Origin of the sequence: Agarivorans sp. OAG1 (assembly GCF_037076485.1) — a bacterium.
Lineage (GTDB): Bacteria > Pseudomonadota > Gammaproteobacteria > Enterobacterales > Celerinatantimonadaceae > Agarivorans > Agarivorans albus.
On sequence record NZ_AP028990.1, the window covers coordinates 283,539 to 298,336 of the forward strand.

Below are 14,798 nucleotides of genomic sequence, written 5' to 3' on the forward strand. Positions count from 1 at the left end.
TTGCTTCTCTAATTACTACAAGTGTTTTGTATAAAATGACATAGCTAGCTTATTAGTAGAAAATAGCGGGCTAATTGAGCAAGCAAACACTAGACACTAAAGAGCACTCTTCCTACACTGAATGAAGCTCTCACTACTTTTAGTTACACGGACGTTTATATGCCTAGGCCATTATTTTCATTCACCTTTTTACTCATACCCCTTGCTTTGGGGGGGATGGCAGTGAATGCATTGAGTCAGCATGCTGTTGCCGCAGATGATGAACTGTTTGCCGACACTGCGGTAAATGTGCAACAAGTAAAAGCTTTTGTGCCGGTATTAAGTGAGGATTATGCGGTTGAACGGCAGTTTGTTGGGCAAGTTATAGCTAAACAACGTGCAGACATTGGCTTTGAACTAGCAGGTAAAATATCCAAAATATTCGTAGATGAAGGCGAACGTGTTATACAAGGCGATGTGTTGATGCAGCTAGACACCGAGCTGCTAGAAATTGAATACATAGACTTACAAGCGCAACTACAACAATTAGCAGCCGATGCTGCTCTAGTTCAAGCTAACTTAAAACGGGTTAAGTCCCTTAAGAGCGACGGTTATGCATCAGCGCAAAGTGTCGATGAGTTGGTTGCACAGCAAAAATCCTTAAAAGCCAATAAAGCACGTATCGACGCCTCAATTAAAGCTAATCGCACCCGCATTGAAAAATCCACATTACTGGCTCCCTATAACGGCATTATCGATAAACGAACGGTGTCGGAAGGTGCGGTGGTTGGTGCTTCTCAGCCAGTGCTCACGGTATTACAACAAGGCGCTAACGAGGTAAAAGTAGGTGTGCCGGTGCGCTTGCTCGAGCAGGTTGATATGGTCACTCCTAAATCGGTGACAGTGGCTAAGCGTCATTATTCGGTAGATTTAGTGGCTGCGGGGGGGCAGGTTGACCCGGTTACTCGCACCGTACAGCTGCGGTTTGCTTTACCTGATAACGATAGTTTGGTGAGTGGGCAATTGGCCTATCTAAATGTAGTGGAAACCGTTAAAGAGCCTGGTTATTGGGTGCCAGTGAGCGCGATTACCGATGGTGTGCGAGGCTTGTGGAATGTATATGCCATTGTGGCGCAAAGTGACGGCAGCTTTAAGTTAGAGCGCCGTGATGTAAGTGTGCGATATGCCACCGAAGAGCAGGCTTTTGTGAGAGGCGCGCTGCAGGCTGGCGAAGCCATCGTTGCTACAGGAATGCACCGCTACGTGCCCGGGCAAACCGTTAACCCAAGCAAGGCGTTAAGCCAATGATTGCGGCTATATACAATAATGGGCGTTTAATTTCCTTACTTATAGCGCTTATTTTGGTGGCTGGCATGGGGGCCGTTAGCACCTTGCCGCGCAGTGAAGACCCTAAAATTACCAGCCGTTTTGCCAGTATTGTGACTCAATATCCCGGTGCGTCTGCAGAACGGGTTGAAGCCTTGGTGACCGAATTAATCGAAAACAAAATTCGCAAATTGCCAGAAATTAAACGGGTTCAATCCTCTTCTCGTCCTGGCTTTTCGGTGCTGCAAGTTGAATTAAAAGATGAAGTTATCGATGTTGTTCCCGTATGGGCAAGGGTGCGTGATTTGGTGGGAGAACTCCCCCCCTTGTTGCCCTTAGGGAGTTCTGAGCCGGTAGTCGATGATGACCGAGGTTATGCGTTTACCACCTTGGTTGCACTGCGTTGGACAGGCCCCGGAGATACCGATTTAGCCATTCTTGGCCGTTATGCTAAAGAGCTACAAAACCGTTTGCGCAATGTGGCAGGAACCGACTTTGTTGACTTACAAGGGCAGGGTGAAGAAGAAATACTGGTAGAAATTGAACCCTACCAAGCGGGCGCCATGCAGCTAACCACTGACCAAGTGTCGCAAATTATCGCCGGAGCGGACGCTAAGGTATCGGCGGGCGAACTGACTAACGACAATACACGAATGCAACTAGAGCTGGAGGGTGAACTTAACTCGCTAGAGCGGATTAAGAATATCCCAGTAAGCAGCGCCGAAAATGGTTATGTATTCCGCTTAGGAGATTTGGCCAAGGTAACTCGCCAGCTTAAATCTCCACCCGAGCAAATTGCTGTGGTTGAGCGCGATTATGCGGTGGTAGTGGGCATAAGAATGCTCTCTGAATATCGGGTTGATTTGTGGAGTGCCCGAGTGAACCAAGCACTGGATGACTACCGCACTATTTTGCCTAGTAATGTCAGTGCCGACATCATCTTTGAGCAAGATGGTTACACCGCCAAACGCTTAGGAGAGTTGGTGGTTAACGTGCTTATTGGTTTTGCCATTATTGTGGTGGTATTGCTGCTTACCTTAGGTTGGCGCTCGGCGCTGATTGTTGGTTTGTCACTGCCCTTGACGGTAATGTTCACCTTAGCCTGTATGAAGTTTTATGGCTTGCCCATCCATCAAATGTCGGTAACTGGCTTGGTGGTGGCCTTGGGTATTATGGTGGACAACGCCATTGTAATGGCCGACACCATTGCCCAGAAGCGCCAGCAGGGCAAGAGCGGTTTACAGGCTGTAAAAGAGTCTTTAGCTCATTTATGGCTGCCATTGCTGGGCTCTACATTAACAACCATTCTTGCTTTCTTACCGATTGTATTAATGCCAGGGCCTGCGGGTGAGTTTGTTGGAGGTATTGCACTTAGCGTGATTTTCTCGCTGATTGGTTCTTACTTTATTTCGCACACCTTGGTAGCGATTTTCTCTGGCCACTTTTTGCCTTCACAGCAAACTGCCGATCATTGGTACGAAAAAGGCGTGCAAGTTACTTGGCTCAGTGGAGCCTTTAAAGCCTGTTTACGTACTAGTCTACGCTACCCTAAACTAGCAATTATTGTGGTATCTAGCCTGCCAATTTTGGGTTTCTACAGCGCTGGCAGTTTAACCGAGCAATTCTTTCCGCCCTCTGATCGTGACATGTTCCAAATTGAAGTGTACATGGCGCCACAATCGAGTATCTACGCCACCGAACGTTTAACCGAAAAGTTAACCGAGCATTTATATGCCAAAGAGGGCATCAGCTCGGTGAGTTGGTTTGTAGGCAATAATGCCCCCTCGTTTTACTACAACTTGATGCTGCGCCAACAGGGGGCCAAAAACTACGCGCAAGCAATGATTAAGACTGACGACTTTAGGGCTGCTAACGATCTTATTCCTAAGTTACAAGTCGAGTTTGATTTGCTCTATCCCGAAGCGCAAATTTTAGTCAGGAAATTAGAGCAGGGTCCGCCATTTAACGCGCCTATCGAACTGCGGGTTTACGGGCCAAACCTAGATAAACTTAAAGAACTGGGTGATCAATACCGGCGCATTCTTTCCGAGATCCCACACGTTACTCATACGCGCGCTACTTTGTTGGCGGGCACGCCCAAGGTGTGGTTAAAGGTTAATGAAGAAGCATCTCGCTTAAGCGGCATTGTATTAACTGATATTGCCGGCCAGTTACAGGCAAACCTGCAAGGCCGTATTAACGGTAGCGTGCTCGAGGCGAGTGAGTCTTTGCCGGTGCGGATTCGTTTGGCCGATGAGCAACGTAAACACGTTGAGAACTTAGGTGATCTTACCCTTACCAGCCAAATAGCCGGGAATATACCGTTAGCGTCTATCGCTGAACTAGATATTCGCCCCAGCCGCGGCGAAATACCGCGTCGTAACGGTAAACGAGTAAATACCGTAGAAGGCTATTTGCAAACCGATATTCTGCCAGAACAGGTTTTGGAAGTATTTCGAGAGCGTTTAGAGCAAGCCGAAATTCCACTTCCCGCTGGGTATAGCTTGGAGTTTGGTGGTGAAGGCGCTGAGCGTAATGAGGCGGTGGGCAATTTATTGGCCAGTGTCGGCATTATCGCGGTGCTACTGATTACTGTAGTGGTGCTGTCGTTTAACTCCTTCCGTTTAAGCTTCTTGATTATGATTACTGCGATTCAAGCGGCAGGTTTGGGTTTATTAAGCGTATTTATATTTAATTACCCCTTCGGTTTTACCGTTATTATTGGGCTATTAGGTTTGGTGGGCTTAGCGATTAACGCGGCTATTGTGATTGTCGCCGAGCTTAAATCCGATGCTAAAGCCTGCGCAGGCGATCATGAATCGATATGTTTTGGGGTGCTTAGTTGTACTCGGCATATTACTTCTACCACCATCACCACGGTGGGTGGCTTCTTACCGCTAATTTTAGAAGGGGGCGGTTTTTGGCCGCCTTTTGCGGTGGCCATTGCTGGTGGTACGGTGCTTACCACTATGCTGTCATTCTTCTTTGTGCCAGTGGTCTTTTCGATAATTGCCAAAGGCAAACGCAAAATACCATCGGTAGGCGAGCCCACTGTGGCGCATTAGTAAAGCCTCAAAGAATAAAAAAAAGCCGCTAAAGCGGCTTTTTTATCAGTATTTGTAGTCTCAACAGAGCTTAGAAAGTAGGTGGCGTCGCGGCGCTGATGAGCTCACACTCTTCCTTACTTTTATTGCGAAAGCGATGTGGCTTACGGGTTTCAAAGTAGTAAGAATCACCAGCTTTTAGCACTTTAGATTTGCTGCCTACGGTAATTTCTATTTCTCCGCGGATTACAATGCCACCTTCTTCACCTTCGTGTTGAATAAACTCGGTGCCAGTATCGGCGCCTGGCGGGTAAATCTCGCGCAAAATCGCCAGTTGTCGGCCATTGTGTTTACTACCAACCAATAACATTTTGACCTTGCCGTCACCTAGGTCGGTAAGTTCTTCGGCGCTATAGAAAATCTTGTCGTCACTTTCCATTTCAAGGGTGAAAAACTCGCCCATTGAAATAGGAATGGCATCAAGTATTTTTTTTAAAGAGCCTACCGAAGGGTTAACTTGGTTTTGCTCAATTTGCGAGATCATGCTGTTAGTGACCCCGCTTAACTTGGCCAGTTCGCGTTGCGAAATGCCGCGCATTAGGCGAATACTTTTAAGGCGTTTTCCAACATCCATTAAGTTTTATTCCTCAAAATTCAACGCCTATTTAGCATTGCTAATCTTTAATTCTAGCAAGCGGCGTTTTTCTGCTTTGGCCATTAGCCACCAAGCAATAAAAGTAGCGACAGATACTACACCAATAATCAGGGTAGCTAGGGCATTAATTTTGGGACTTACCCCTAACCTTACGCTAGAAAACACCACCATCGGCAAGGTTGTGGCACTTGGGCCGGATACAAAGCTGGCAATAACCAAGTCGTCTAAGGATAAAGTGAAGGCCAATAACCAGCCGGCCACTAAGGCAGGAAGAATTGTCGGCAGGGTGATAACAAAAAACACTTTAAAAGGTGTCGCCCCCAAATCCATGGCGGCTTCTTCGATGCTTTTATCTAGCTCGCGCAAGCGCGAACTCACCACCACCGATACATAGGCTGTACAGAAGGTGACGTGGGCAATCCAAATAGTTAGCATCCCGCGTTGGCTAAATAGATCAAATACTTGGCCTAAAGAAATAAACAGCAATAACAGGCTTAAGCCGGTGATCACTTCTGGCATCACCAGTGGGGCAGTAATCATAAAGGCAAAGCTGGTTTCGCCTCTAAATTTGCTATAGCGGGTCATCACAAAGGCAGCAAGGGTACCTAATACTACAGCTGCAGAGGCAGATAAAAAGCCAATGAGTAAGCTTAAGCTAATACCATTCATCAGTAGTGAGTCGTTAAACAGCGCCCCATACCACTTGGTAGAAAAGCCACTCCACACTGTAACTAAGCGGTTAGCGTTAAACGAGTATGCGATAAGGCTTAAGATTGGCAGGTATAAAAAGGCCAAGCCAAGGCTGAGTATCAGCCACTTCCACTTAGTTTTGTAAACCGGGATCGCGTCCATTAGCTGGCCTCCAATTCACGTTTTTGATAACGATAAAAGAACATAATTGGCACCATTAATAGCAATAACATCACCGAGGCTACGGCTGATGCAACAGGCCAGTCACGGTTATTAAAGAACTCTTGCCACAGCACCTTACCAATAAGAATTGAGTCGGGTCCACCTAGTAACTCAGGGATAACAAACTCACCTACTGCGGGAATAAATACCAACATTGAGCCTGCGATAATGCCGGCTTTGGTTAGTGGCAGTAGCACTTTGAATAATACCGTTAGGGTCGAGGCTCCTAAATCACGTGCCGCTTCTATTAACGAGTAATCAACCCGCATAAGTGCGGTGTATAAGGGCAAGATCATAAACGGCAAATAGGTATACACAATGCCAATATAAACCGCTGTGTCGGTGTGCAGTATTTGCAGTGGTTCGTCGATAACACCTACGTAAAGCAAGATATTGTTTAAGAAACCGTTGTTTTTAAGAATGCCTATCCAGGCATAAACCCGAATTAGAAAGCTGGTCCACGAGGGTAGAATGATCAGCATCAGCAAAATATTTCTGTTAGCAGGGCTCGAATGCACGATGGCCCAGGCCATTGGAAAGCCGATTACAAAACACAAAAAGGTGGAAATCGAAGCAATGCGTACCGACTGCAAGTAGGAGCTAATGTAGAGATCGTCTTCGATTAAGTAGCCATAGTTGCCTAAATTGAGCAGTATTTGCACTTGCTCATCCACCATAGTGATTAACTCACTATAGGGAGGAATGGCAATCATGGCCTCGGCAAAACTGATTTTAAAGACAATAAAGAATGGCATTAAAAAGAACAAAAATAGCCAAAAGTAAGGCACCGCCATAATGGCGCAGCGCCCACTTGGCACCCAGCGATTAAGCCTTTGTTTAAGTTTGTTGCTAAGCATGGTCATATTTTGAGTACCACGCAGCTGTCGGCTTGCCAGCACAAATACACTTGGTCTTCCCAGGTTGGCATATTGTTGCGGTGGCGGCTGCTATTAGGCATAGCGGCGGTGACCCGTTTACCACTGGCTAAACGCACATAGTAAATAGATTGATCGCCAAGATAGGCGATGTCTTCCACCTTGCCTTGACATACATTGTTATTGCGCCCCTTAAGGGTTTTGAAAATACTCATTTTTTCGGGGCGAACAGCCACCATGAACGGAACGCCAGGAGCCGATGATACGCCGTGATTTAAGCTAATCGGATAACCAAGCTCTGGGCTGTCGATAGTTGCGCTGTCGTTGTCATTGTCACGCAACACCCCTTCAAATACGTTTACAGAGCCAATAAACTCGGCACTAAAACGCGAGTTAGGATATTCGTAAATTTCTTCTGGTTCGCCCACTTGAATAAACTGGCCGCGATTCATAATGGCAATGCGGCTTGCCATGGTCATGGCTTCTTCTTGGTCGTGGGTTACCATTACACAGGTAACGCCAACCTTTTCTAGAATATCCACTACTTCAAGCTGCATCTGACCACGCAGGTTTTTATCTAGTGCACCCATCGGTTCGTCTAACAATAATAGTTTTGGACGTTTAGCTAGGCTACGTGCCAGTGCCACGCGTTGGCGTTGTCCACCCGATAATTGATGCGGTTTGCGGCGAGCGTAGTCTTTCATGCGCACTAGCTCGAGCATTTTAGCAACGGTTGCGCCAATTTCATCTTTGGGCAGCTTGTCTTGTTTTAGGCCAAAGGCGATATTTTGTTCCACGGTCATGTGGGGAAATAGCGCATAGGATTGAAACATCATATTCACTGGGCGCTGATGTGGAGGTACACCAATCAGCTCTTGGCCATCGAGGATAATTTTGCCAGCACTGGGCTTTTCGAAGCCAGCTAACAACCTTAGTAAAGTGGATTTACCACAACCCGATGCACCTAATAAGGCAAATATTTCGCCCTTGTTTATGGTTAGGCTTACGTTGTCTACGGCTATTGCGCCGTCGTAGTCTTTACTTAAATTTTCAATGTGTAACAAAGGTTCCGGGGCTTTCTCGCCATCAACTGGAAGCTTTGAAATGTGTGACACCGCAGCCATTGCGGATCCTCCATAAAGAATCAAAAACGCACTTGCCACCCAAGGGTGGCAAGTGATTACTTAGTTTTGAAGAAACTTAGTCCAAGAGCGTGTCAGAGTTCGAGACGCTTTTGCTGGCATTACCTTGGCTCCATATAATTTAGCCAAGGTTTCGTCACTTGGATAGATACCCGGATGTTCAATAATTTCTGGATCAATAAACTCTTTAGAGGCAGGCGTTGGGTTGGCATACCATACGTAGTTAGAGATCTCCGAAATCACTTTAGGCTGTAGCAAGAAGTTAATGAATTTGTGTGCATTATCTTTATGTGGTGCATCTGCTGGAATGGCCATTAGGTCAAACCAGGCTAACGCCCCTTCTTGCGGGATAACATACTCAACCACTACTCCGTTATCGGCTTCGGCAGCGCGATCTGAGGCTTGCAGTACATCACCAGACCAACCAATAGCCACACAAATGTCACCGTTCGCTAAGTCGTTAATGTATTGCGAAGAGTGAAAATAAGTCACATAAGGGCGCACTGATTTGAGCAGTTTGTAAGCCTCGCCAGTGTCTTTGTAGTCGTTCGGATCAACACTGTTTGGATCTTTACCTACGTAATGCAGCGCTGCTGCAAATAACTCGGTAGGAGCATTTAAAAATGCTACTCCACAGCTTTGCAGTTTTTCCATGTTTTCTGGCTTAAATACCAGATCCCAACTATCTACTGGGGCGTCGTCACCTAATACTTCTTTAACTTTGTCTACGTTGTAACCTAAACCTGTGGTCCCCCAAAGGTAAGGCACTGCATATTGATTATCCGGATCTGCAGTTTCATCAAGCATTGACATGATTTTATCATCTAAGTTGGCGTAGTTACTCAACTTTGTTTTATCTAATTTGATAAACGCACCAGCCTGAACTTGGCGGGCTAAAAAGTCTGAAGTTGGCACCACAATGTCAAAACCGGTTGAGCCAGAAAGAATCTTGGCTTCAAGTACTTCGTTTGAATCGAATACATCGTAAACCACTTTAATGCCGGTTTCGGCTTCAAACTGAGCGATGGTGTCTTCGGCGATATAGTCAGACCAGTTGTACACATTAAGTACTTTTTCTTCGGCTGCCTGCAGGGTAAATGCGCTGGCAGTTAACAGGGAGGCTAGGGTTAGGGTAAAGCTAGCGTTTTTCATGTTGTTCTCCAAATCCTTGTGGTGATTGCTCGTACTGCTTCGCGGATTAACTCAATGCCTGCAGAGTGTCATCCAAACTTTGTTTTGCCAGTGTAATTAACTGATCGACTTGTTGTTTTGTAATAACCAATGGAGGTGAAATAATCATGGTATCGCCGCAAGCGCGCATGATAAGCCCATTGTTTATGCATATATCGCGACACACACCGCCAGCGCCTTGCTCTTTGCTAAAGCGTTGTAGGGTGTTTTTATCGGCAACCAGCTCTATGGCAGCCACCATGCCTTTACTGCGAGCCTCGCCTACCAAAGGATGATTAGCCAGCTCTTGCCAGCGTTGGGCTAGATAAGGGGCGATGTCATCACGTACATGGCTAATAATGTTCTCTTGTTGCATGATGCGAATGTTTTCAATGGCTACCGCGCAAGCTGCCGGGTGGCCGGAATAGGTAAAGCCATGAGCAAATTCGGTATCGGCCTCGGTTAGGCCTTGAGCTACTTTGTCAGACACCATCACTGCGCCCATTGGTAAATAGCCAGAGGTAATGCCTTTCGCTAAACACAGTAAATCTGGCTTAATGTTGTAGGTTTGGCAGGCGAACCATTCACCGGTGCGGCCAAATCCACAGATCACTTCGTCTACTATCAACAAAATATCGTATTTGTCGCAAATGCGTTGAATCTCAGGCCAATAAGAGTCGGGTGGAATAATTACGCCACCGGCACCTTGAATAGGCTCGGCGATAAATGCTGCTACTTTATCTTCGCCTAGCTCTAGAATTTTTTGCTCTAATTGTTGGGCACGCTCTAAACCAAACTGTTGTGGATCTTGGCCTTGGCCTTCTTCAAACCAATAAGGTTGATCGATGTGGCTAATATTAGGCAATGGCAAGCCACCTTGGGCGTGCATAAAGCCCATGCCACCAAGGCTTGCTCCCGCCATGGTGCTGCCGTGATAGGCGTTGTTGCGACTAATTATTTCTAACTTATTGGGCTGGCCTTTGCTGGCCCAATAGTGGCGTACCATGCGTACTACGGTGTCATTGCACTCTGAACCCGAGCCGGTAAAAAAAGCATGGTTTAAGCCCTCTGGTGTTAGTTCGGCTAGCAAAGTAGATAACTCAACTGCCGGGCTGTGAGTCGTTTGAAAAAACAGGTTGTAGTAAGGCAGTTGCTGCATTTGTTTGGCTGCAGCATCAACTAGTTCTTGGCGACCATAGCCTAGATTTACACACCACAGGCCAGCCATGGCATCGAGCAACTTATTGCCCTCACTGTCGAATACAAACACACCTTCGCCTCGTTCTATCACTCGAGCTCCCTTGGCATTTAACTCTTTAAAGTTAGTGAAAGGGTGCAAACAGTGGGCGCTGTCTTGTTGTTGTATCGTCAATGTTGCTGTGCTCATTTCGCCTCCTTGTGGCTAAGTTAACTCTGGGTTTATACGTTGAGTAACAAAAACTCACGTTCCCAAGAACTAATGACCTTGAAGTAGGTTTGGTATTCCTTACGTTTTACTGCCACGTAACAATTCACAAAGCGCTCACCAAGGATTTCTTTGAGTTCGTCGCATTGCTCTAACTTAACTAATGCTTCTTCTAAAGTGCCGGGCAGGGTGTAACGGTCTTCGCTTACATCACCTTTTTCCTCTGCAGAAGGTGTTAGCTGTTTTTTCATGCCGATGTAACCGCAGGCTAAGGTAAGTGCCATGGCTAGATAAGGGTTGGCGTCGGCGCCGGCAAAGCGGTTTTCTACGCGGCGATTTTGCTTATCTGATAGCGGTACGCGTAAACCCACGGTGCGGTTGTCGATGCCCCACTGCAAATTAATTGGCGCCGAGTCGCCAAACATTAAGCGTCGATAGCTGTTCACGTTAGGGGCGTAAAAGGCAATGCTAGCGGGAGTAAATTGCTGTAAACCGGCGATAAAACTTAAAAACATTTGGCTGTTGCTGCCATCTTCATTAGCAAACAAATTGTTGCCATTATGGTCTTCTAAGCTTTGGTGAATATGCATCGCGCTGCCGGGCTCATCTTCCATTGGCTTAGCCATGAACGTGGCATAGGTATCATGCTGTAAGGCTGCTTCGCGCATGGTCCGTTTGAAAAGGAATACTTGGTCACAGGCTAACGTCGGCTCGCCGTGATCAAAGTTAATTTCCATTTGCGCTGCACCAGATTCATGGACCAAGGTATCTACGTCTAGGTTCTGCGCTTCGCAGTAGTCGTACATGTCTTCAAACAGCGGGTCAAACTCATTTACCGCATCAATGCTAAAAGACTGACGTGCTGTTTCTGGTCGACCATTACGTCCAATGGGTGGCTCTAGTGGGTAATCCCAGTCGAGGTTTTTCTTCACTAAGAAAAACTCTAGTTCTGGCGCCACAATTGGCTTCCAACCTTCTTTTTCGTAGAGCGCGAGTACTTTTTTTAGGACTGAGCGTGGCGCCATGCCAATCAGCTCGCCTTGGCTGTCGTAACAATCGTGAATAAGCTGAGCGGTAGGCTCTTTGGCCCAAGGAACAAAACGCAGGCTGTCGGTATCGGGCTCTAGGTTCATGTCTTTTTCGGTCCAATCGAATAAGTCATCATCGTCGGGCCAATCGCCAGTGACTGTTTGGTAGAAAATTGATTCAGGCAGGCGCATACCGCCTTCTTTTAGATACTTGCTGGCGGGAATGATTTTGCCGCGAGCATTACCGGTTATATCGGGGATGAGGCACTCAACTTCGGTTATACGATTTTCCTCAAACCACTTCCTGACGTTATCCATAATCACCTGTCATAAATCTGTTAAGTAAATAGGGGCATTTTCTTGTTTAGCTTAATTTTTGCCCCGTATTAATTAGAATTGTCATGATTTTTCGCCAAAGTCAACAGAGTGTTAAATAAAAACTAAATATAGCCCCTTTTTTAGCTTATTGTGCAATTTAATTTGCATTATACTTAACACTGTGTTGTAAATTTATAGGGTTTAAGGGACGCTTTTACCAAGGGACTGTTAATTATGTTGAAACACCAGCCACAGATTCAGCCAATCAGTATGCTTCAACAAGTAGAGGATTTTTTGGCGGCTCATCCACAGTTAGAGAGCATAGATTTAATGCTATCTGACATGAATGGTGTGATCCGCGGTAAACGCATAGAAGCGGCGTCCTTAGCCAAAATTGCCCAAGAGGGGATGTGTTTACCGGCTTCGGTATTTGCGCTAGATATTTGCGGTGACACCGTAGAGCAAACCGGACTGGGCTTTGAACAAGGCGATGGCGACCGTATTTGTCACTTGTTACCACATAGTTTGTCGATGATTCCTTGGAAAAAAAACGCCGCGCAAGCTTTATTAACCATGCATGAAGTTGATGGTTCGCCATTTTTTGCAGACCCACGACAATTACTTAGTAAAGTATTGCAAGGATTGCATCAGCAAAATTTATTTCCCTGTGTGGCCATTGAGTGGGAGTTTTACTTACTTGATGCACGTAGTGAAAACCGCCAACCACAAGCGCCGTTGCTGCCAAAATCGCAGCAACGTATGCAGCAAACCCAAGTTTATTCCTTAGATGAGCTCGATGAATTTGATGAATTTATTCGTGATATTCAGGATTACTGCCATACCCAAAATATTCCCAGTGATAACGTTATTGCAGAATATGCTCCCGGACAGTTTGAAGTGACATTGCAGCATCAGCACGACCCGCTGCTAGCTTGCGACCAAGCCATTCTCTTGAAACGCGCAATTAAAGCAGTAGCCAAACAACATGGCTATTTAGCCACTTTTATGGCCAAACCTTATGCCGAGCATTCTGGCAATGGCTGCCACGTGCACATTAGTATGTTAGACAAGCAGGGCCACAACCGCTTTTCCACTGAACAAAGCTTACTGGAATTTGCCTTGGCCGGGCTCTTAGACACCATGCCCCAGGCCATTGCTTTGTTAGCGCCTAATGCCAACTCTTATCGCCGATTCCAACCCGATATGTTTGTGCCATTGCAAGCCGATTGGGGCTGGGACAACCGCACCGTTGCCTTGCGTATACCTTCTGGCAGCACGGAAAATACCCGCATCGAGCACCGCGTAGCAGGTGCCGATTGTAACCCTTATATTGTTATGTCGGCCTTGTTGGCTGGAATTACCCATGGCATAGAACAACAGCTTGATTGCCCTAAAGCAGTGAGTGGCGATGCCAGTAAAGTACCAGCCCCTGCTTTGCCGAGCTCTTGGCAACAGGCCTTAGCCGAATTTGAGCACTCCACCTTGTGGTCGCTACTAGGTGCAGATTTTAGCCATGTATACCATGCCAACAAACTTAATGAGTGGCAGCGCTTTGAGGCGCAAGTGACACCTTTAGAGCAGCAGTGGTATCAGCAAATGGTGTAGTGCGAACAGCAGATTTGTTTTTATGTTTAAGGTGAGAAAATGAAAGCGCAACATGCAAATTCATATTATGCAGCAAGTGCCAACCTGCAGTTGGACTATCCGCAACTGCAAGGCGAGCATCAAGCTGATGTATGTGTAGTAGGGGCGGGTATAACCGGCGCTAGCACTGCACTAGAGTTAGCCAGCCAAGGTTATAAGGTTATTTTGCTGGAAGGTAGTCGCGTGGGCTGGGGAGCCTCGGGACGAAGTGGCGGGCAAGCGATTTTTGGCTGGGCCAGTGAGCAGTCCACCCTAGAAAAATTAGTGGGTAAAGATGATGCCAAAAAACTCTGGGATCTCTCGGTTGAATCGCTAGCGGTTACTAAAGACAACATTCGCAAACACCAAATCGATTGTGATTGGCAAGATGGCCAAATTCACGTTGCGATTAAAGATCGCCATGTTCGCGAGTTAAAAGAATGGCAGCAACAACTCAGTGAAGATTACGGCTATGAGCATTTAGAATACTGGTCGCAAGATAAGCTCGAAAGCCAGTTAAAAAGCCCACGTTATTTAGGTGGGATGTTTGATTCAAATAGCGGTCACTTACATCCGCTTAATTACACCTTAGGCTTGGTAAAGGCTGCCGAACAAGCTGGCGCTAGCATTTATGAAGACAGCAAGGTCATCAAAATTGAACACGGCGCCAAGGTTAAACTTCATACCGCGCAGGCTAGTGTTAGTTGCCAACACGTGGTGTTGGCCTGTAATGCCTATATGGAAGGGTTAAACAGTAAGTTAGAGAGCAAAGTAATGCCGGTAGGTACTTATATTTGTGCCACGAAACCCTTAGGTGAAGAGCGTGCACGCGAACTGATTGCCAACAACATGGCGGTATGCGACATCAACTTTGTACTGGATTATTACCGCTGCTCTGGCGATCACCGCATGTTGTTTGGTGGCCGAGTAAGTTATTCGGGAATTGAACCACGTAATTTAGCGCAAACCATGAAACAACGAATGGATTGGGTATTCCCGCAATTAAGCGATGAACCGGTAGAGTTTGCTTGGGGTGGTAATGTAGGCATCACTATTAACCGTGCGCCGCACTTTGGCCGAATAGCACCAAATGTGTATTTTGCTCAAGGCTTCTCGGGCCATGGCATTGCAGCCACGGGTTTGGCGGGCAAGCTAATGGCGGAATCGATTATGGCCACCTCCGAGCGCTTTGACATATTCGATAAAATTCCACACATGCCTTTTCCCGGTGGGCGCTTATTACGTACTCCTGCCTTAGTGCTTGCCATGACCTATTACCGAATTCGAGATTTGCTTTAGTACTATCGGCTGGCCAAGCGCC

11 protein-coding genes are annotated in these 14,798 nt (G+C 46.6%); 4 read left to right on the plus strand and 7 right to left on the minus strand.

From position 1 onward, the window contains the following. The first annotated feature begins 216 nt into the window (after positions 1–216). Entirely contained in the window at positions 217–1,287 is a 1,071-nt protein-coding gene (locus OAG1_RS01315) for an efflux RND transporter periplasmic adaptor subunit (protein WP_338626407.1), read from the plus strand. Continuing rightward, positions 1,284–4,370 (plus strand): efflux RND transporter permease subunit, encoded by a 3,087-nt coding sequence (locus tag OAG1_RS01320; RefSeq protein ID WP_338623322.1) that lies wholly within the window; start codon positions 1,284–1,286, stop codon positions 4,368–4,370. Before OAG1_RS01315 ends, OAG1_RS01320 begins: the two co-directional genes overlap by 4 nt. A gap of 70 nt (positions 4,371–4,440) precedes the next feature. Here the strand turns inward: OAG1_RS01320 and OAG1_RS01325 are convergent, their stop codons facing one another. Genes OAG1_RS01325 through OAG1_RS01355 form a run of 7 tightly spaced genes read right to left on the minus strand, consistent with a single transcriptional unit; the run spans position 4,441 to position 11,854 of the window. Next, positions 4,441–4,983, minus strand: a complete 543-nt coding sequence (locus OAG1_RS01325) for a cupin domain-containing protein (protein ID WP_016399829.1) — start codon at positions 4,981–4,983, stop codon at positions 4,441–4,443. 27 nt (positions 4,984–5,010) lie between these two features. Then, positions 5,011–5,856 (minus strand): ABC transporter permease subunit, encoded by an 846-nt coding sequence (locus OAG1_RS01330; RefSeq protein ID WP_016399828.1) that lies wholly within the window; start codon positions 5,854–5,856, stop codon positions 5,011–5,013. Continuing rightward, positions 5,856–6,779 carry a putrescine ABC transporter permease PotH gene (gene potH, locus OAG1_RS01335; protein ID WP_016399827.1) on the minus strand — a complete coding sequence of 308 codons (924 nt, stop codon included), beginning with the start codon at positions 6,777–6,779 and terminating at the stop codon, positions 5,856–5,858. Before potH ends, OAG1_RS01330 begins: the two co-directional genes overlap by 1 nt. Then, positions 6,776–7,915 (minus strand): putrescine ABC transporter ATP-binding subunit PotG, encoded by a 1,140-nt coding sequence (gene potG / locus OAG1_RS01340; RefSeq protein ID WP_338623327.1) that lies wholly within the window; start codon positions 7,913–7,915, stop codon positions 6,776–6,778. Before potG ends, potH begins: the two co-directional genes overlap by 4 nt. 60 nt (positions 7,916–7,975) lie before the next feature. Next, positions 7,976–9,085 carry an extracellular solute-binding protein gene (locus OAG1_RS01345; RefSeq protein WP_016399825.1) on the minus strand — a complete coding sequence of 370 codons (1,110 nt, stop codon included), beginning with the start codon at positions 9,083–9,085 and terminating at the stop codon, positions 7,976–7,978. Between the two features lie 46 nt (positions 9,086–9,131). After that, complete coding sequence (locus tag OAG1_RS01350; RefSeq protein WP_338623330.1) at positions 9,132–10,490, minus strand: aspartate aminotransferase family protein; 1,359 nt, start codon at positions 10,488–10,490, stop codon at positions 9,132–9,134. 32 nt (positions 10,491–10,522) lie between these two features. After that, positions 10,523–11,854 (minus strand): glutamine synthetase family protein, encoded by a 1,332-nt coding sequence (locus OAG1_RS01355; protein WP_016399823.1) that lies wholly within the window; start codon positions 11,852–11,854, stop codon positions 10,523–10,525. A 234-nt stretch (positions 11,855–12,088) separates the two neighbouring features. Between OAG1_RS01355 and OAG1_RS01360 the strand changes: the two genes are divergently transcribed. Both OAG1_RS01360 and OAG1_RS01365 read left to right on the plus strand, forming a co-directional pair. Next, complete coding sequence (locus OAG1_RS01360; RefSeq protein WP_016399822.1) at positions 12,089–13,459, plus strand: glutamine synthetase family protein; 1,371 nt, start codon at positions 12,089–12,091, stop codon at positions 13,457–13,459. A 39-nt stretch (positions 13,460–13,498) separates the two neighbouring features. Then, positions 13,499–14,776: an FAD-binding oxidoreductase gene (locus tag OAG1_RS01365; RefSeq protein WP_338623333.1), complete on the plus strand. Its 1,278-nt coding sequence runs from the start codon at positions 13,499–13,501 to the stop codon at positions 14,774–14,776. The last annotated feature ends 22 nt before the right edge of the window (positions 14,777–14,798 follow it).